Annotated in this window: 16 protein-coding genes and 1 riboswitch; of the genes, 1 reads left to right on the top strand and 15 read right to left on the bottom strand. The window is 33.8% G+C overall.

Features of this window, described 5'->3' with window-relative positions:
• Positions 1-337: 337 nt before the first annotated feature.
• Positions 338-454, bottom strand: a riboswitch (SAM riboswitch).
• A gap of 125 nt (positions 455-579) precedes the next feature.
• The 9 genes from V6624_RS07355 to V6624_RS07395 form a co-directional block, all read right to left on the bottom strand.
• Positions 580-1,443: a hypothetical protein gene (locus V6624_RS07355; RefSeq protein ID WP_338841437.1), complete on the bottom strand. Its 864-nt coding sequence runs from the start codon at positions 1,441-1,443 to the stop codon at positions 580-582.
• 133 nt (positions 1,444-1,576) lie between these two features.
• On the bottom strand, positions 1,577-2,629 hold the full coding sequence (locus V6624_RS07360; RefSeq protein ID WP_044047573.1) for an NAD(P)/FAD-dependent oxidoreductase: 1,053 nt from the start codon (positions 2,627-2,629) through the stop codon (positions 1,577-1,579).
• 97 nt (positions 2,630-2,726) lie between these two features.
• Entirely contained in the window at positions 2,727-3,308 is a 582-nt protein-coding gene (locus V6624_RS07365; RefSeq protein ID WP_111288238.1) for a precorrin-2 dehydrogenase/sirohydrochlorin ferrochelatase family protein, read from the bottom strand.
• A 132-nt stretch (positions 3,309-3,440) separates the two neighbouring features.
• Positions 3,441-4,214: a uroporphyrinogen-III C-methyltransferase gene (gene cobA / locus V6624_RS07370; RefSeq protein ID WP_338841438.1), complete on the bottom strand. Its 774-nt coding sequence runs from the start codon at positions 4,212-4,214 to the stop codon at positions 3,441-3,443.
• Complete coding sequence (locus V6624_RS07375; protein ID WP_338841439.1) at positions 4,207-6,297, bottom strand: HEPN domain-containing protein; 2,091 nt, start codon at positions 6,295-6,297, stop codon at positions 4,207-4,209. The genes cobA and V6624_RS07375 overlap by 8 nt, the downstream gene beginning before the upstream one ends.
• A gap of 81 nt (positions 6,298-6,378) precedes the next feature.
• Positions 6,379-7,623 carry a GTP-binding protein gene (locus V6624_RS07380; protein WP_121362448.1) on the bottom strand — a complete coding sequence of 415 codons (1,245 nt, stop codon included), beginning with the start codon at positions 7,621-7,623 and terminating at the stop codon, positions 6,379-6,381.
• Between the two features lie 161 nt (positions 7,624-7,784).
• Positions 7,785-8,684: a sulfate adenylyltransferase subunit CysD gene (cysD, locus tag V6624_RS07385; protein WP_008466601.1), complete on the bottom strand. Its 900-nt coding sequence runs from the start codon at positions 8,682-8,684 to the stop codon at positions 7,785-7,787.
• 140 nt (positions 8,685-8,824) lie between these two features.
• Positions 8,825-9,535: a phosphoadenylyl-sulfate reductase gene (locus tag V6624_RS07390; RefSeq protein ID WP_338841440.1), complete on the bottom strand. Its 711-nt coding sequence runs from the start codon at positions 9,533-9,535 to the stop codon at positions 8,825-8,827.
• Between the two features lie 25 nt (positions 9,536-9,560).
• Entirely contained in the window at positions 9,561-10,463 is a 903-nt protein-coding gene (locus V6624_RS07395; protein WP_338841441.1) for a sulfite exporter TauE/SafE family protein, read from the bottom strand.
• 310 nt (positions 10,464-10,773) lie between these two features.
• On the opposite strand from V6624_RS07395, the gene V6624_RS07400 reads away from it, so the two are divergent.
• Positions 10,774-11,556, top strand: a complete 783-nt coding sequence (locus V6624_RS07400) for a sulfite exporter TauE/SafE family protein (protein ID WP_338841442.1) — start codon at positions 10,774-10,776, stop codon at positions 11,554-11,556.
• Between the two features lie 73 nt (positions 11,557-11,629).
• On the opposite strand, the gene V6624_RS07405 is transcribed toward V6624_RS07400, so the two are convergent.
• The 6 genes from V6624_RS07405 to V6624_RS07430 form a co-directional block, all read right to left on the bottom strand.
• Positions 11,630-12,040, bottom strand: coding sequence for an RrF2 family transcriptional regulator (locus V6624_RS07405; protein ID WP_008466594.1), 411 nt, complete (start codon positions 12,038-12,040; stop codon positions 11,630-11,632).
• A 124-nt stretch (positions 12,041-12,164) separates the two neighbouring features.
• Complete coding sequence (locus V6624_RS07410) at positions 12,165-12,668, bottom strand: RDD family protein (protein WP_338841443.1); 504 nt, start codon at positions 12,666-12,668, stop codon at positions 12,165-12,167.
• A 140-nt stretch (positions 12,669-12,808) separates the two neighbouring features.
• Positions 12,809-13,981, bottom strand: coding sequence for a trans-sulfuration enzyme family protein (locus V6624_RS07415; protein WP_248729237.1), 1,173 nt, complete (start codon positions 13,979-13,981; stop codon positions 12,809-12,811).
• A 140-nt stretch (positions 13,982-14,121) separates the two neighbouring features.
• Entirely contained in the window at positions 14,122-14,547 is a 426-nt protein-coding gene (locus tag V6624_RS07420; RefSeq protein ID WP_281634721.1) for an OsmC family protein, read from the bottom strand.
• A 71-nt stretch (positions 14,548-14,618) separates the two neighbouring features.
• Positions 14,619-17,033: a bifunctional aspartate kinase/homoserine dehydrogenase I gene (thrA, locus tag V6624_RS07425; RefSeq protein ID WP_338841444.1), complete on the bottom strand. Its 2,415-nt coding sequence runs from the start codon at positions 17,031-17,033 to the stop codon at positions 14,619-14,621.
• 1 nt (position 17,034) lies between these two features.
• Complete coding sequence (locus tag V6624_RS07430) at positions 17,035-18,018, bottom strand: alpha/beta fold hydrolase (protein WP_239455693.1); 984 nt, start codon at positions 18,016-18,018, stop codon at positions 17,035-17,037.
• Positions 18,019-18,054: the final 36 nt, after the last annotated feature.

Here is an 18,054-nt window from a genome sequence, read left to right on the forward strand (position 1 = left end):
ATTTTTTTGTTTTAGCTGCTAAGACACTAAGGTTCTAAGATGCTAAGTTTTTTTTATTATGATTGTGAAGTTTAAACCTAACAGGTTTTAAAAACCTGTTAGGTTTGCTTCGGATATTTTTTCACATTAATTCCAAAAACACACTATTGCTGGCTCATTAGCCCCGATTGAAGTGGCAATCATTTTGCTTTTTCCTTTAAAAAGCAAAATGATTGCCACGAAAAGCGGGAACTATTGACTGCAAAAATGCGCCAATGATTCGCTCCTGATACAGAATCTGTTTCAGTAAATATTATATGTTATCGAGAAAAGTTTTGAGAAATACGAGTATGTATTTGTGTTATCTATCTTTAATACTGGAAAATGTCGTATAAAGTAGAATTTAGCACCTTCTTTATGATAAAGGGTTGCTAAGGTTTCATCGGGTCTATCCCTCCGCCTTTCGTGATAACTGACAATAATTTTAAGAACAGTGCAAAGGTATGAAATAGGCTTTCGATTTGCAAATGTTTTTTTTCTAAGGTTCTGAGGTTCTAAGTTCCTGAGATGCTAAGTTTATAATTCTTTTAATAAATAATTTTATAAATAGATTGTTCTACTTCTATAATATTCGATTTCAAAAGTTCGTACTTGTTCTAAATAGTAATAGTTTGTAATTAATTTTTCTAAAATTGCTATATTTTCCTTTATTCTATTCCCATCATAAATTTTCGATCCTTTAAACTGATCTTGGGCATATTGTTTTAAAGATTTTAAATACAATTTCTTTTGTTCGATAAAATCTGAATCAAAGTCTTCTTTATATTGGTCTAAAAGAAAAATTGAGTATTCTGCGCAAGCATAGATTCGAAATCCTTGATGATCATAATATAATAATGATTGGCTCCATGAAACATAAATCTCATTTATTGCATTATATAAATCAACTAATTTATCTCTCTGTACCTTATACTTCGAATCTCCGTTTTTTTGTTTAAGATAATAAGCATATAATAGGTAAAATTCATCTTGACCTAGTGGCTCTTTAAAATCTAATTGCTTTACAACTCCATCCTGATTGATATACTTTTTTGGCAAGTAACTTACTGTGTATGCCGCTAATGGACTAGGGACACTTTTGTCGGTAAGCGCAGGAAAAAGCGCTTCAATTTTATTTAGTTCATTTTTTGATTTATCTACCCAATATTCACCTCCCCACTTTCGGCTATCAAAAAATATTACTTTTTCTTTCTCCAATTTTGGATCATCAATTAATAATGGCAAGCAATCTTTAATTAATTCTTTTTCAATTTGTTTTGGAGAGTTTTCATTATTAATAGCTGTAGAATCTTCATTTGATTTTCTAACCACTGAAACTTCAAGCTGTTGGGCATTTGTCTCTTTTTTATTTTTACAAGCAGTCAAAATATTAATAGCTAATATAAATAGAATGATATTTTTCATTGATTATGATTTATATAAAAGAATCGCAAAAGTAAGAAAAATAATATATTTTATTTAAAACAAAAAAGCCCAAACTAAAAGTTTGAGCTTTCTATATAAAAATCTTAGTACCTTAGTGACTTAGTATCTCAGATTAAACTATCGCCTTAACAACTGCTTTTGGCGCTTCTTTACGAGTTCCGTCGAAACCATCTACACCAGAAACTGTTGTATATTTCAATACGTATTTTTTACCTGGATTGATGATTCCGTATGCAGCTTGGCACATTAAAGTTGCTTCGTGGAAACCACAAAGGATTAACTTTAATTTTCCTGGGTATGTATTTACGTCTCCAATAGCGAAGATTCCCGGAATATTAGTTTGGTAATCTAATGCATTGTTTACTTTGATTGCATTTTTCTCGATTTCTAATCCCCAGTCTCCAATTGGACCTAATTTTGGCGTTAATCCGAAAAGTGGAATGAAATAGTCGCATTCGATTTTACGGTGTGCTCCATTTTCTTCGATGTCTAATGACTCAACATGCTCAGCTCCATTGATTCCAATAACTTCTGCTGGTGTAATTAATTTGATTTTTCCAGCTGATTTTAATTCCTGAACTTTTTCTACAGAATCTAAAGCGCCTCTAAATTCATTTCTTCTATGAATTAAAGTTACTTCTGAAGCTACGTTTGCCAAGAAGATACTCCAGTCTAATGCTGAATCTCCTCCTCCTGCAATAACAACTCTTTTATCTCTGAATTTCTCAGGATTTTTGATAAAGTATTTTACTCCTTTATCTTCATAAAACTCGATATCTTCGATAAGTGGTTTACGAGGCTCGAAACTTCCTAATCCTCCAGCGATTGCGATAACTGGCGCGTGGAATTTAGTTCCTTTGTTTGATGTTACAATGAAAGTTCCGTCTTCTTGCTTTTCAACTGTTTCAGCACGTTCTCCTAAAGTAAATCCTGGCTCAAATTGTTTGATTTGCTCCATTAATCCGTCAACTAAATCTCCGGCTAAAACTTCTGGAAAACCTGGAATATCATAAATTGGCTTTTTTGGATATAACTCTGATAGTTGTCCCCCTGGTTGTGGAAGTGCATCTAAAATGTGGCATTTTAATTTTAACAATCCTGCCTCGAATACGGCAAATAAACCTGTTGGTCCTGCTCCAATTATAAGTATATCTGTTTTAATCATTATGTTGTTGTTTATAATCATTCTTAATAACGCAAAGAAACGAATAAATCCTTGTACTTTCAATGATTTTTATCATTAATTTCTTTCCGAAACTTTTTTACTCTTTATTTTTTAATGAAGAGGTAATCTCATTCATTCTTTTAACCTTTTCTTCAAAATTACCTTTTAAAGTTTTTCGGTATTCATTCAGATTCTCAACCATTTGATTGATGTCTTCTGGAATTACTTCTTCAAAAAACTCTCGAAGCCTTTTGGCTGTAGTCGGCGATTTTCCGTTGGTTGAAATGGCAATTTTTACATTTCCTTTTGTAACAATTCCGCCCAGATAATAATCACATAAATCTGGCGTATCGGCAATGTTGCAAATCAAATAACGTTTTCTCGCTAAATCGTAAACCTTTTTATTCACTTTCAAATCGTCTGTACAGGCAATTACCATGTGACGTTTTTTGAGCATTTTCTTTTTAAACTTTTTTTCCGTCAATTTAATTGAAGAATGTTTTTCTGCTAAAACCTTAATTTCTAAATGAAAATCAGGTGCAACTACCTCAACATTAGCATTCGGACTTGACTTTAGCAAGAAAGAAAGCTTTTCCAGACCTACATTTCCTCCACCTACAATCAAAACATTTAAATTGTGAAGCTTTAGAAATATTGGATATAATTCGTTTTGTTCCATTTTAATTTATTTTCATCCACTCAAAGTTAGATGATTTACCAATCAGATGTTCCTATCGGAACATTTTTATTGGAAACGCTTACCTACGAATTGTTTTCTACCAACGAATTGTTCCTGTCGGAACATGAAATTCTAACGAATTTCTTCTTTTGATAGAAATTCTTCGTAAAATCCTTTTAGTTTATTGCTTTCTCTCACAACTTCTCCAAGAACAATAATAGCTGGTGAACCTAATTCTTTTTGTTTTACAACTTCTAAAATAGAATCTACGGTTCCTACGCCTACTTTTTCTTCTGCTGTTGTTCCGTTTTGGATGATCGCAACAGGTAAATTTCCTTTATCTTCTTTTTGAAATAAATCGATGATTTGAGGCAATTTGTGCATTCCCATCAAGATTACCACTGTTGCAGAAGATTGTGCTGCCAAAGCTACATCTGACGATAATTTTCTATCAGAAGTTGTTCCAGTAATCGCCCAAAAGCTTTCTGAAACGCCACGCTTTGTAATCGAAATTCCCTGACTTGCAGGAACGGCAACTACAGATGAAATTCCAGGAACTACGATCGTTTCAATTCCGAAACTTTCTGCAAATTCCACTTCTTCGCCTCCTCTTCCAAAAATAAATGGATCTCCTCCTTTTAATCGAACTACGTTTCCATAGGTCAGTGCATTATCAACAATCAATTGATTGATTTGATCTTGCGTGTAAGCATGATTTCCGATTCTTTTTCCAACAAAAATTCGAATGGCATTTTTAGGTGCGTAATCCAAAATTTCTTCGTTGGCCAAAGCGTCATATAAAACCACATTTGCTTCAGCCAATGCTTTTACAGCTTTTAGCGTAAGTAAATCGGGATCGCCCGGACCTGCACCGACTAAAGTTATTTTGGGTTTTATATTATGCATTTGCTAATTCCTGTGCTCTGAAAGTTTCGATTTTGTCAAAGAAAACTGTTGCTTGTGCAATGTAATCTTTAGCGAAAGCTTCAGATGGTTCATTTTTATTGATTTGGTAAACCAAGTCTTTAAAAGTTGAGTTTAATTCGATTTTATTATTTTCGATAAAAACAGTATCAAACAAGTCAACAATTCCTGCGTGGTGATTTGTTTTTTGGTTTTCTGCTAATAATAAAGCTTTTGCACCGTTTACAAATCCTGCGTAAGCATGATAAATTGCATCTGACCATTTTTTCTCGTCGAAAGATTCTTGAGCCAGGATCAATTTTTCCTTAGCTTCAAACAATAATGTCGCTACTAAATCGATCACTACTCCGGCACATTCTCCAACACCAACTGCTTTTACATAGTTGTCTGCATTACCCCAATCCACAAAATCAGCTTCTGTTAAATTGGTTACATCAGCATACGGTTTTAAGATTTCGTAAAAATATTTTTCTCCTTTTGTATCATAATAATCAAGGAATTTTTGTCCGCTTCCGTTGGCATCAAAATCATTTAAGATGGTACGCAACGCATCTGGACCTCTACGGCTAGGTACTTTAATTACTTTATCAGCAAAACGTCCTGCTCCGTTTCCTAATCTTCCTCCACCCAATAAAACTTGTAAAGCCGGAGCTACTAATTTTCCTGAGTTGATAGACATCCCCTGAAATCCAATTGCAGACATATTATGTTGCCCGCACGCATTCATACAACCTGAAATTTTAATTTCGATTTCGCGGTTGTTTAAATACTGAGGATATTCAGCTGTTAAAACTCTTTCTAATTCTTCTGCAATACCGGTACTACTTGCAATCCCCAAGTTGCAAGTATCAGTACCCGGACATGCCGTAATATCTCCAACTGAATTATATCCTAACTGAACAAAATCCAATTTGGCTAACTCTTGATAAAAGAAAGGCAAATTCTCTTCTTTTATGTGACGTATTACAATATTTTGACGCAATGAAAAACGTAATTCATTTGCTCCGTAATTTTTAATTAAAGCGGCTAATAATCTAGCTTTATCAGTATAAAAATCCCCTAATAAAACTTTGATTCCAATTGCATAATAACCGTCTTGTTTCTGCTTAATTACATTCGAATTTTTCCACGCTTCATACGCTTTTGTATCTTCGATTGTAACTTGTGGAACTTCTAATACTGGTTCTGGAATTGGACCATCAAAAGCGGTTGTATCAATTTCGTATGTTTCAAAAGCGATGGCTTTTTTCTCTTGTTCAACCAAATCAAGAAAAACATCTCTTCCCATTTCTTTGATTAAGAATTTCATACGCGCTTTCATTCTTTTTGCACGTTCTCCATATCTGTCAAAAATACGGATGATTCCTTCTGCCGTTGGAATGATTTCGTTTACTGGAACGAATTCTGAAAGCAATTCCGCATGTGCTGGCTGAGATCCTAAACCTCCTCCAAACATGATTTTGAAACCTTTTTGTCCGTCTTTAATTTTAGGAATAAATCCTAAATCGTGTAAATAGCTCAGCGCCGTATCTTCGTCTGAAGACGAGAACGAAATTTTGAATTTACGTCCCATTTCCTGACAAATTGGGTTTCTTAACAAATATTGAAAAAGTCCGTGTGCGTAAGGTGAAACATCAAATGGTTCGTTTACGTCAACTCCAGCCAATTCGCTTCCTGTAATATTTCTTACTGTGTTTCCACAAGCTTCACGAAGTGTAATATCGTCTTTAGCCAAATCTGCCCAAAGTTCTGGTGTTCGGTCTAAACTCACATAGTGAATCTGGATATCCTGACGTGTTGTAATATGTAAACGTCCTGTAGAATATTTATCAGAAACTTGTGTAATACGCACTAATTGCTCGCTGGTCACTTTTCCATAAGGCAATTTGATACGAATCATCTGAACGCCTTCCTGACGCTGACCGTAGATTCCACGCGCTAAACGAAGACTACGAAAACGCTCATCATCAATTTTTCCTCCACGGAATAAGTGAATCTTTTTTTCTAATTCGATAATCTCCTTCTGAACTACCGGATTTTCTATTTCTGTTCTAAAACTTTCCATTTCTCTTTAGTTGTTGGTTGTCAGTTGCTGGTTGTTGGTTTGCTGGCAGAATACTATCAACCAAAAACCATCAACTATCAACTAGCGAATGAATCCTACTCCTGCTGTTGTGTTTGTTGCTGTATCAATTAAAATGAAGGCTCCGTTTGATTTGTTTTCGTTGTATGAATCAAAATATAACGGTTTGCTTAATTTGATCGTTACTTCTCCAATTTCGTTGATGGCTAATTGTGAAGCTTCTGTCGTTCCAGAGTAATCTGTTGCAATTGTATTTTTAATGCTTTCTACTTTTGCTAAAACTCTGTTTGTATTGTGTTGTACCAAATATTTTGTTCCTGGAACCAGTTTTTTGCTGTCCATCCAGCAAACTGTTGTGGTAATGTCTTTTTCAATTTTTGGAAGTTCATCTGATTTTACAATCATATCGCCTCTCGTAACATTGATATCATTTTCTAATTCGATTGTGATTGAAGAACCTGCAACGGCTTCGTCAAATGTTTTATCGAAAAAGTGAATTTTAGATACTTTTGATTCTGTTAAAGATGGAAGAACCGTTACGGCATCTCCAACTTTAATTGAGTTTCCGTATAATTTTCCAGCGTAACCTCTAAAATCATGGTATTCTTCAGTTTTTGGACGAATCACAGTCTGAACTGGAAAACGTGCTTTTCCTGCTTCAAAAACATCAGAAGCATGCAATCCTTCTAAATGTTCTAATACAGTTTGTCCGTCATACCAAGGCATATTCTCTGATTTATCAACCACGTTTCCACCGTTGATTGCACTTAAAGGAATGTAACTTACATTTTGTTCCTTGAAAGTACTTTTTGCATTTAATGCCTGAAAATCAGCTTTGATTTTATTGAAAACTTCTTCTGAATAATCAACTAAATCCATTTTATTAATCGCAACAATTACTTCTTTTACTCTCAATAAATTATTGATGAAAAAGTGACGGTAAGTCTGCTCGATAACCCCTTTTCTGGCATCAATCAAAATGATAGAAACCTGAGAAGTCGAAGCTCCTGTAACCATGTTTCTTGTATATTCTACGTGACCCGGAGTATCGGCAATAATGTAACTTTTCTTTGCAGTCGAAAAATAAATATGCGCAACATCAATCGTGATTCCTTGTTCTCTCTCTGCCACTAATCCGTCAGTTGCCAAAGAAAAATCAAGATAATCATAACCTTTTTGTTTACTGCTTTTTTCGATTGCTTCTATTTTGTCAGTTGTCAATGATTTTGTATCATACAATAATCTCCCGATCAAAGTACTTTTTCCGTCATCTACACTTCCTGCTGTTGCTATTTTTAAAACGTCCATTCTGTAATATTTTGTTTCAGGTTTAATTTTTTTGTTTCAAGTTTCACGTTGCTTGTCTTTGAGCTAAAAATTAAATCTGTATGTTTTTGTTTTCTTGATTTTTACTTTTAAAATTTCGTTCTGAATTGCATTTACAATTAACAATTCATAATTAACAATTATTAAAAGTATCCTTGTTGTTTTCTCTTTTCCATTGCAGCCTCAGAACGTTTATCATCAATTCTGGCTCCTCTTTCAGAAATGGTTGATGATCTAATTTCTCCAACTACTTCTTCGATTGTTGCTGCGTAAGATTCAACAGCTGCTGTACAGCTCATATCTCCAACGGTTCTGAAGCGAACAATTCTTTCTTCGATTTGTTCGTCTTCTTCTTGGTACACAAAAGGAGAATGCGACCAGATTAAACCGTCTCTCAAAAAAACTTTTCTTTTATGTGAGAAGTAGATTGACGGAATCTCGATTTTTTCTTTCTCGATATAACTCCAAACATCTAATTCTGTCCAGTTTGAAATTGGGAAAACACGAACGTTTTGACCATTTTCAATTTTTCCATTTAATATATCAAACAACTCAGGTCTCTGATTTTTTTCATCCCATTGTCCGAAGTCATCACGAACTGAGAAAATACGTTCTTTAGCTCTTGCTTTTTCTTCATCACGACGCGCACCACCAATACAAGCATCAAACTTAAATTCTTCAATTGCATCCAAAAGTGTTGTAGTCTGCAAGCTGTTTCTACTAGAATATTTTCCAGTTTCTTCAACCACTTTTCCTTCATCAATAGCATCCTGAACATTACGAACGATTAGCTCTAAACCTAATTCTTCTACCAATTTATCTCTGAAAGCGATTGTCTCAGGAAAATTGTGTCCCGTATCAACGTGTAATAGAGGAAACGGAATTTTAGCAGGGAAAAATGCTTTTTGCGCCAAACGCACTAATGTGATAGAATCTTTTCCTCCTGAGAAAAGTAAAACCGGTTTGTCAAACTGTGAAATTACTTCTCTGAAAATGTATATCGCTTCACTCTCTAAAGCATTTGTTTTTAATACTGAACTCATTGTTTTTTTGTTTGATATTTTGTTTGTGAAAAATTTTGTTTCAGGTTTAAAGTTTCAAGTTTTTTGCCTGATCTAAAATCTCCACTCTTTATTCTATAATCTTTATTCTATTCTCTAAAGAAGTCTTGCCTCTTGCTTCTTTATTCTTTTTTGGCACTGTGAAGCCCGCACTCTTTATGGCTTGATTCCCACCACCATCTTCCAGCTCTGATATCTTCTCCAGGGAAAATTGCTCTCGTACAAGGTGCACAACCGATACTTACGAAACCTTGTTTGTGCAATGCATTTTGCGGAACATTGTTTTCAGATAAATACGTTTCAACTTCCTCTAAAGTCCATTTTAGTAACGGATTGAATTTTATGATTTCGAAGTTTCCATCGTACTCAAACAAATGTAAATCTTGTCTGTTTTCTGATTGTTCGGCTCTTAATCCCGTAATCCAAACTGAGTTTCCTGCCAAAGCTTTTCTTAACGGAACAACTTTTCGAATAAAACAACATTCTTTTCTGTTTTCAACTGAATCGTAAAAGCTGTTTGGCCCTTTTGTTTTCAGAAGATTTTCAACTGAAGCCGCTTCTGGGAAAAAAACTTCGATTGGTCTTTTGTATTTTTTTAATGTTTTATGAAAAACATCATACGTTTCCTGAAATAATCTTCCTGTGTCTAAAGTAAACACCGTAATATCTGTGTTACTTTTTGCAATGAAATCAGTTATTACCTGATCTTCCTGACCAAAAGAAGTTGAGAAAATTACTTTTCCCGGAAATTCTTTTGCTAAAAAAACTAAGGTTTCGTCAAGCGAAAGAGCTGCAGTTTTCTCTAATAATTCTTGTACAATACTCGCACTCATAATCTCTCCTTTCTAAAATTATCTTTTACAATAATTTAGATAATGTTTTTAAACTCAATATTATAATTAGAACTCCAACAGCAATCATCATTGGTTTTCTTTTAATTCTATTTACCAAATAAGCCGCTATTGGCGCTGAAATAACTCCCCCTAAAATCAATCCAAAAATTATCTGCCAGCCGTGAATTCCGCCAAAAAGCATGAAAGTAATTCCGCTTGCAAACGAAATGGCAAACTCGGCCGCGTTCACAGATCCTATTGTATATTTCGGATTTCTTCCTCTTCCTAATAATGTTGAAGTCACAATTGGGCCCCAGCCTCCTCCTCCAACAGAATCCATAAAACCTCCAAACACTGCTAAAGCACCTAGTTTTTTAGTTTTCTTTTTTACCACGCTTTTTCTCAAAGCTTTTCTAATAATTACAGCTGCCAGAATAATCATGTAAACCGCAATAAATGGCTTAATAATATCTCCGTCAATAACATCTGATAATAAATAAGCTCCTGTAATTGATCCTAAAACTCCTGGAATCAATAAATGTTTGACTAGTTTTTTATTGATATTTCCAAAGCGGTGGTGCGAAAGCGCCGATGCTCCAGTTGTAAACATCTCTGAAACGTGAACTGCCGTACTGCTCAAAACTGGCGAAACTCCATAAGCCAATAAAAATGACGTAGAAGTTGCTCCATATCCCATTCCTAAAGCACCATCTACTAATTGAGCAAAAACACCAATTAAGAAAAACGCTAAAAGATTTTCATCAAGTCCCTGAACAAAACCATCCCACGAAAATTCAGCGTGATGATTATAAATTAATGTAACTGCCAAACCCAACAACAAAACAACAGGTATTACTACCCACAATTTTTCCTTTAATAAAGAATCAGACTTTACTATAGCGTTGTTTAACTTAAGTTCATTTTCCATATTTTAAGAATTGTTTTTTGTTCTTAAAAATCCATTGCCCTATCGGCTTAGTAGATTACTTTGCAAAAGTACTATATATTTCGAAATATCAAAACAATATATTTACTTTTTTACATTAGCTATCGTCTTATAAACCAAGTTAAAAGAGATTTAAAAAGAATTAGTGATTATTTTAACAAATTAAATGCTGTCTCTTACTATTTTAACAGCATGCTCCAATTTTGTGATCCACAAAAATACACATTTAATCTCTACAAAATCTATAGGATAATTATAAAATTGTTATTATTTTAGCGGCAAATAATTTTTCATGGATTTTCAGATCGGTCTTGTAATAGCAGGTTTAGCAGTTGGTTTTATTGTTGGGTTAACAGGTGTTGGAGGAGGCTCTTTAATGACTCCTATTTTATTATATTTCGGCATTTCTCCAACAACCGCAGTAGGAACCGATTTACTATACGCTGCTTTTACCAAAGCTGGAGGAATATTTGTACACAATAAAAAAGGAAACATCAACTGGAAAATCACAGGCTGGCTGACTTTAGGTAGCGTTCCCGCTGCTTTAGTAACTTTATGGATTTTACACAGCATTAAGACCGATATCGAAACTATAAATCGAGTTATTAAATACAGTTTAGGCTGGGCGCTATTGTTTACTTCGGTAGCGATTATATTCAAAAAGAAACTTTTAGTTTTTTCTCAAAGACATGCCGGAGATAAATTTCATAACGAAAGTACCACTCAAAACATGCTGACAATTGGAATTGGAGTTTTATTAGGAGCAACCGTAACCTTAACTTCGATTGGTGCCGGAGCACTTGGAACTGTAACTTTATTTTTCCTTTATCCACTTTTACCAACTCCTCGTTTAGTTGGAACCGAAATTGCGCACGCTGTCCCTTTAACTTTAGTTGCTGGAATTGGTCATGCTTCTATGGGGAATTTAGATTTAGGATTATTGGGTCAATTATTAATGGGATCACTTCCTGGAATATACATGGGAAGTATGCTAAGTGGAAAAGTTCCTGACCAATTTCTTAGAAACGCAATCGCAGTAATGCTTTTCTTAGCGGGATATAAATTGATTTTTTAAAAACATTAGATAAAAATAAAAAGACCATTTCAAATTTACTGAAATGGTCTTTTTATTATTTGATTGCAAAATTCTAAAACGCAATATCTGCTAAAGAATTACTTTCTAATATTTTAAGTGTATTATCACGAACTTCTGTCATTAAACGTCGTGCTGCGCAAGTTGATTCGTCATCGCAGTCATCACATCTCTCATAAAAATTATGACTCGCACAAGGCAATAACGCGATTGGACCTTCTAAAATACGATAGACTTTAGCCATACTAATATCTTTTGGATCTTTTATCAGATAATAGCCTCCTCCTTTTCCTTTTTTTGCGCCCAAGAAACCAGAATTTCTTAACAGCAACAAAATACTTTCTAAAAATTTAATCGAAATATGTTCGCTTTTCGCAATTTCAGCTATTTGTACCGGTTCGTTATTTTCACGTCTGGCTAAATATGTTAAAGCTTTAATTCCGTATTTTGTTTTCTTTGAAAGCACTAATGTAAAATTTTAGATTGCAGAATTTAACCTCAGATCAAACCCTCACAAATTATTGAATAACAAAAGTATGCTTTTTGTTTGAACTATCACAAAAGAATAAAGTTAAATTCTACTAAATCCATCAAATTACTTCGTTTTGCCCAATTAAATCTATAGAATAAAAATTCTCCAAATCTCTTTCTAAGCCTCTTTTATCGACAACGTAGGTTTTAGAAAAAGAATCATGCCAAAACATTCCAGATTTTCCTAAAAATGAGAATACGTCAAAAGGAATTAAACGACATAAAGTTCTGATGAAAATCCTACCGAAATTTGGTTTCGTACCATTTTCTGTAACAACTATAATACCTGTAGCAAATTTACCCATTGTTGCTCCAAAAAAACTCTCCAAAAACAGATAATTAAACATTAGAAAAGTAAAAAGTGCTAAATAAGTGGAATCATTAATAAATCGACCCCAAATAGAGAATATATCCCAATTAAAAATATTTCCGATTATTACAATTATAAGACCCGAAATAAAGACCGAAACAAACACAAAGATAAAATCAACAATGCCTCCTACAAAACGTTTTCTTTCTGAAGCAAATAACTTTTTATCTAGAATATACATACTGTCACCCATAAACTTATTTAAATTAAAAATTTCCGTCTAAAACAAAAGTATGTTTTTTATCAAACAATCTAAAAAAAAGACGATTTTCAACTGTATTAAATTTACAGCCAAAAATCGTCTAATTAAATCGAAAATTGAAATATTTAAAATTAAGCCAATGCTTGTTTTAAATCTGCAATTACATCTTCAACCGTTTCTAAACCAACAGAAACACGAACTAAACCTTGCGTGATTCCAACTGCTAATTGATCTTCTTCAGATAATTTACTATGCGTTGTAGAAGCTGGGTGCGTAACAATTGTTCTTGTATCTCCAATATTTGCTGATAACGAACAAAGTTGAATTGAATTCAAGAATTTTCTTCCCGCTTCGATTCCGCCTTTAATTTCAAATGCGATGATGTTTCCACCAGCTTTCATTTGTTTTTTAGCAATTTCGTATTGCGGATGCGATTTCAAGAAAGGATATTTTACACTATTTACATTTGGATGGCTTTCTAAAAATTCCGCTACTTTTAGAGCATTTTCGCAGTGTCTATCTACACGAACTGCTAATGTTTCTAAACTTTTTGAAAGAACCCACGCATTAAACGGCGATAAAGCTGGACCTGTATTTCTTGAAAACAAATAAATCTGTCTGATTAATTCTGCATCTCCAACTGTTACTCCGCCTAAAACGCGACCTTGTCCATCGATTAATTTTGTTGCTGAATGGATAACCAAATGTGCTCCAAACTTAATTGGCTGCTGTAAATAAGGCGTTGCAAAACAGTTATCGATTATTAAAATCAAGTTGTGTTTTTTAGCAATATTTCCTAACAATTCTAAGTCAATTACATCAACTCCTGGATTTGTTGGAGATTCTGCGTATAAAATTTTTGTGTTTGGTTTAATGAAACTTTCGATTGTTTCTGGCTTATTGATTTCGAAATAAGAAGTTTCGATATTCCATTTTGGAAAATAAGTCATAAACAAAGCATGAGTCGAACCAAAAACACTGCTCGCAGAAACAATATGATCTCCAGAATTCAATAACGCTGCAAAAGTAGAATATACTGCCGCCATTCCTGTTGCAAAAGCATAACCAGACTCAGCCCCTTCCATTTTGCAGATCTTGTCTACAAACTCTGAAGTGTTTGGATTGCTGAAACGGCTGTAAATATTTCTTTCTTTTTCTTCTGTAAAAGAAGCTCTCATGTCTTCAGCATCTTCAAAAACGAAGCTTGACGAAAGGTACAAAGGCACCGAGTGTTCTAAATATTGAGATCTTTCTAATTGTGTTCTGATGGCTTGTGTTTCAAAACCAAATTCTTCTGTATTCATTGTGTTGTTTTTTGTTTTTTTGTTTCAAGTTTGAGGTTTCAGGTTTCAAGTTTTAAAAACTGAAATTCAAATTAAAACAAGTCAATTATTTATGCTAAGCTTAAGCATTATCTAATCTTCTAATTGACTAATTATCTAATTTATAAAGCTTCGTTGTTCAAGACAACTTTGTATTTAATTGTCGCTGTTGGTTCAACCGTTTTAGCTACCGAACAGTATTTCTCGAAAGAAAGCTGTGCCGCTTTTTTTGCTTTATCAGGGTTGATTTCTCCTTCTAAATAAAAAACCACATCGATTTCTTTGAAAGGTTTTGCTTCTTCAATCTGAACTCGTGTTCCTTCAACCTCAGCATTAAAAGAAGTAATTTCCTGACGTTGCTTTTTCAAGATTGAAATCATATCAATAGCGCTGCATCCCGCAACTCCCATTAATACCAATTCCATTGGACTTGCACCTAAATCGCTTCCGCCAAATTCGGCTCTGCTGTCAACGTCAACTATGTGTCCGCGTTCATTTTTTACTTTAAAATGAAATGCGTCATTTACTCTGTTTAAAGTTACTTTCATTGTGTTGTTATTTTTTTGTTTTTTAATTCAAATCAAAAATCTACAGTCTAAAATCTGCAATCTAAAATCAATTACCCTTTATCAGATAATCTCAAAATATCTCCGAAAACTCCTCTCGCCGTTACCGCAGAACCTGCACCAGCTCCCTGAATAACAATTGGACGATCTCCGTAAGATTCTGTGTAAATTTCGAAGAAAGAATCAGAACCTTTTAATCCGCCCAATGCAGTATCTTTTGGTACTGAAACTAATTTTACTTCTAAATTTCCTTTATCATTCTGCAAATCTCCAGACAATTCACCAATATATCTTAAAACGTGATTTGGCTGTTGCTCTGCTTTTATTTTAGCATAAATTGGATCAAATTCTTTTAATTTCGTTAAGAAATCTGCGGCACTTCCTTCACGTAAGTGTTCTGGAATTAAATTCTGAATTGAGATTTCCTCAAATTCATTTTGCAAATCCAATTCTCTAGCTAAAATTAATAATTTTCTACCAACATCATTTCCGCATAAATCCTCACGTGGATCTGGCTCTGTGTATCCGTTATCAATTGCTTCTTGCAAGATTTCGCTAAACGGCGCATCTTTCGCTGAGAAATTATTGAATAAATAACTTAATGTCCCAGAGAAAACTCCTTTTATTTTTGTGATGTTTTCTCCAGAAAGGTGCAATAATTTAATGGTATCAATTAACGGCAACCCTGCTCCAACATTGGTTTCATATAAGTAATTCTTTTGATTTTCTGCCAAAGCTTTTCTTAGTTCTTTATAAAAACCATAAGTTAACGTATTTGCTACTTTATTCGAAGAAATCAAATCGAAACTGCTTTCTACAAGTGGGATATAATTCTCAACGAAAGTAGCGCTTGCTGTATTGTCAATTGCAATTAAGTTTTCTAAATGATGTTCATTCGCATAAGCGATAATATCTTTAATGGTGTAAGCCTCGCCTTTAGTCGCAATTTCGTTTTTCCAATTGCTGTTAACACCGTATTTATTCAAAAGCAGTTTTTTAGAATTTGCAATTGCAAACACATTTAGCTTAATATCTTTACGTTTTTCAATTGCAGCAGCCGATTCTAAAATCTGGTTGATTAAAGTCCCTCCAACTAATCCGTGGCCGAAAATCGCAATGTTGATCTTTTTAGAAACACCAAAAATCTCTCCGTGAATTACGTTTAAAGCTTTATTTAATTCCTCTTTTTTAACAACTAAACTCACGTTTTTACCCGTTACCGTGTTGTTGAACAAAATCGGAACAATTTTATTTTTGATTAAAGCGGTATATGGTTTATGAAAAGTACTCAAATCCTGTCCAATAATCGAAATTACTGATACATTATCTGTTACCGTAATTTGATTTACGTCTTTAGAATAAAAGTCATTTTCGAATTCTTTTTCTAATTCCACCATTGCAAGAGTAGCTTTTTCTGTTGCCACAACAAGTCCGATTCCTCTTTCTGAAGAACCTTGAGAAATGATGCTTACACTAATATTGTGATCGCCCATTACTTTAAAAATTCGAGCATCAACTCCCGCTTTTCCAAGTAATCCGCGTCCTTCAAGATTTACTAATGATACATTTTCTAAAACAGAAAGCGTTTTAATTCCTTCTTTAGAAGAATCAGATGTAATTAAAGTTCCACGGTTTTCGTGGTTGAACGTATTTAAAATTCGTAACGGAATGTTTTTTTCTAATAACGGAATTATTGTTTTAGCATGTAAAATCGTTGCACCAAAATTTGCCAGCTCATTTGCTTCGTTGAATGATAAATATTCAATTTTCTTCGCATCAGCAACTAAATCTGGATTTGCAGTATAGATTCCGTCTACGTGCGTGAAGTTTTGTAATTCTTCAGCATTTAAATAATTTGCGATTAACGAAGCGGTATAATTACTGCCATTTCTACCTAAAGTAGTTGTGTCGTTGTTGTTGTTTGAGCCAATGAAGCCCGTAACTATATTAACCGTTTCGCCGTTATGTTCTTTAAAATAATTGACTACGTTTTTCTTTGAAAGCTGCTCTAAAGGCTGTGCATCACCAAATTTAGAATCGGTTTTCAACAAATCTCTCGTATCTACAAAATTGGCTGGAATTCCTTTTTCCAATAAAATAGCCGTCAATAATTTAGCCGAAAGCAATTCTCCTTTTGACAAAATCTGATCTTTGATTTTTTTGCTGTAATCGCCAATTAAGCTTACACCTTCAAAAAGTTTATCTAATACATTAAATTCTTCCGATAAATCTACATTCGGATAATCTGATATTTGATATTTTTTGAAATTTTCTAATAATTCTTTATAACTGCCATTTTTAGCAGCAATGCTTAAAATAAATTCTAATTCATCAGTAGCGTTTCCACGTGCAGAAACTACAACGGCAATTTTTTCACCTTGACTTACTTTATCAGAAATGATTGAAACAACTTTATTAAGTCCTTCTCCGTTTGCTAACGATTTACCTCCAAATTTTAATACTTTCATTTTATTTCTTTATTGTTTCTGCCTTAAAAATGTCGGCAAGTAAATAATCTAATTGTTTGTACTCGATTAAAAAAGCGTCATGTCCGTGAACCGAATCAATTTCGCTATAGAAAACATTGTCTTTAAACTTCTTTAATTCCTCATAGGTTTCGACATTTTCTTTGGCCGTAAAAAATAAGTCTGAATTGATTCCTACGATATGAATTGAAGCTTTTGTTTTAGACAATAAGTTTTCAAAACTTTCACTATTTCTAGTAATATCAATTGTTTTAAGCAATTGATTCATTAATTTATAAGAAGACAATTGGAATCTTTTCTGCAATTTTTTTCCGTGATGTGCGAGCCAGCTTTCGATATTAAAAATCAAAAGATCTTGATTTACAGTTCGCTGAAATTTTTCTTTAAATGATTCTGGCGAACGGTAACACAACATGGCATGAATTCTCGCATCTTCAATTGGTCTTGAAGAATTGTTTAGAATCTGTTCTTGCAGGAAGCAATTGGCGATAAGCCAATCCGTAGATTTCCAGTCACTCGCAATCGGAATAAGATTTTCTGTAATATTTGGCGCTAAAGCTAAAATTTCCCAAGCAATTCCGCCACCAACAGAACCTCCGATAACCGCAAAAAGCTTTTCGATATTTAAAATTTTTACACCTTCAATAAAGATTCTTGCAATGTCTCTTGCTGTAAAATCAAGATAATTTTCGATTAAGAAAGAATTGCTTCCGTTTCCTGGAATATCAAAAGCCAAAATGGTATAAACATCAGTATCAATGGTTTTACCTTGACCAATTAAGTCATTCCACCAGCCATTTTCTCCAGTAACTTGCGAATTTCCAGTTAAAGCATGATTAACCAAAACAATAGGCGCGCTGTGCAGCGGTTGTCCTGCCAGCGTAAAGCTTAATGGTATAGAATGATAAGTTGCACCACTTTCTGTGATGAAATCTTGAATTATAATGGGATTTGGTATATTTTCCAATTTCAAATCTGTTGTATTATTGATTTGTATATGGAA

The sequence above is a fragment of the Flavobacterium ginsenosidimutans genome, assembly GCF_037478105.1.
Classification (GTDB): Bacteria; Bacteroidota; Bacteroidia; order Flavobacteriales; family Flavobacteriaceae; genus Flavobacterium; species Flavobacterium ginsenosidimutans.

Excerpts from the sequence above, each read along its gene's own strand:
- V6624_RS07355 (WP_338841437.1), bottom strand. The coding sequence starts at position 1,443 with ATGAAAAATATCATTCTATTTATATTAGCTATTAATATTTTGACTGCT.
- V6624_RS07360 (WP_044047573.1), bottom strand. The coding sequence starts at position 2,629 with ATGATTAAAACAGATATACTTATAATTGGAGCAGGACCAACAGGTTTA.
- V6624_RS07365 (WP_111288238.1), bottom strand. The coding sequence starts at position 3,308 with ATGGAACAAAACGAATTATATCCAATATTTCTAAAGCTTCACAATTTA.
- cobA (WP_338841438.1), bottom strand. The coding sequence starts at position 4,214 with ATGCATAATATAAAACCCAAAATAACTTTAGTCGGTGCAGGTCCGGGC.
- V6624_RS07375 (WP_338841439.1), bottom strand. The coding sequence starts at position 6,297 with ATGGAAAGTTTTAGAACAGAAATAGAAAATCCGGTAGTTCAGAAGGAG.
- V6624_RS07380 (WP_121362448.1), bottom strand. The coding sequence starts at position 7,623 with ATGGACGTTTTAAAAATAGCAACAGCAGGAAGTGTAGATGACGGAAAA.
- cysD (WP_008466601.1), bottom strand. The coding sequence starts at position 8,684 with ATGAGTTCAGTATTAAAAACAAATGCTTTAGAGAGTGAAGCGATATAC.
- V6624_RS07390 (WP_338841440.1), bottom strand. The coding sequence starts at position 9,535 with ATGAGTGCGAGTATTGTACAAGAATTATTAGAGAAAACTGCAGCTCTT.
- V6624_RS07395 (WP_338841441.1), bottom strand. The coding sequence starts at position 10,463 with ATGGAAAATGAACTTAAGTTAAACAACGCTATAGTAAAGTCTGATTCT.
- V6624_RS07400 (WP_338841442.1), top strand. The coding sequence starts at position 10,774 with ATGGATTTTCAGATCGGTCTTGTAATAGCAGGTTTAGCAGTTGGTTTT.
- V6624_RS07410 (WP_338841443.1), bottom strand. The coding sequence starts at position 12,668 with ATGGGTGACAGTATGTATATTCTAGATAAAAAGTTATTTGCTTCAGAA.
- V6624_RS07415 (WP_248729237.1), bottom strand. The coding sequence starts at position 13,981 with ATGAATACAGAAGAATTTGGTTTTGAAACACAAGCCATCAGAACACAA.
- V6624_RS07420 (WP_281634721.1), bottom strand. The coding sequence starts at position 14,547 with ATGAAAGTAACTTTAAACAGAGTAAATGACGCATTTCATTTTAAAGTA.
- thrA (WP_338841444.1), bottom strand. The coding sequence starts at position 17,033 with ATGAAAGTATTAAAATTTGGAGGTAAATCGTTAGCAAACGGAGAAGGA.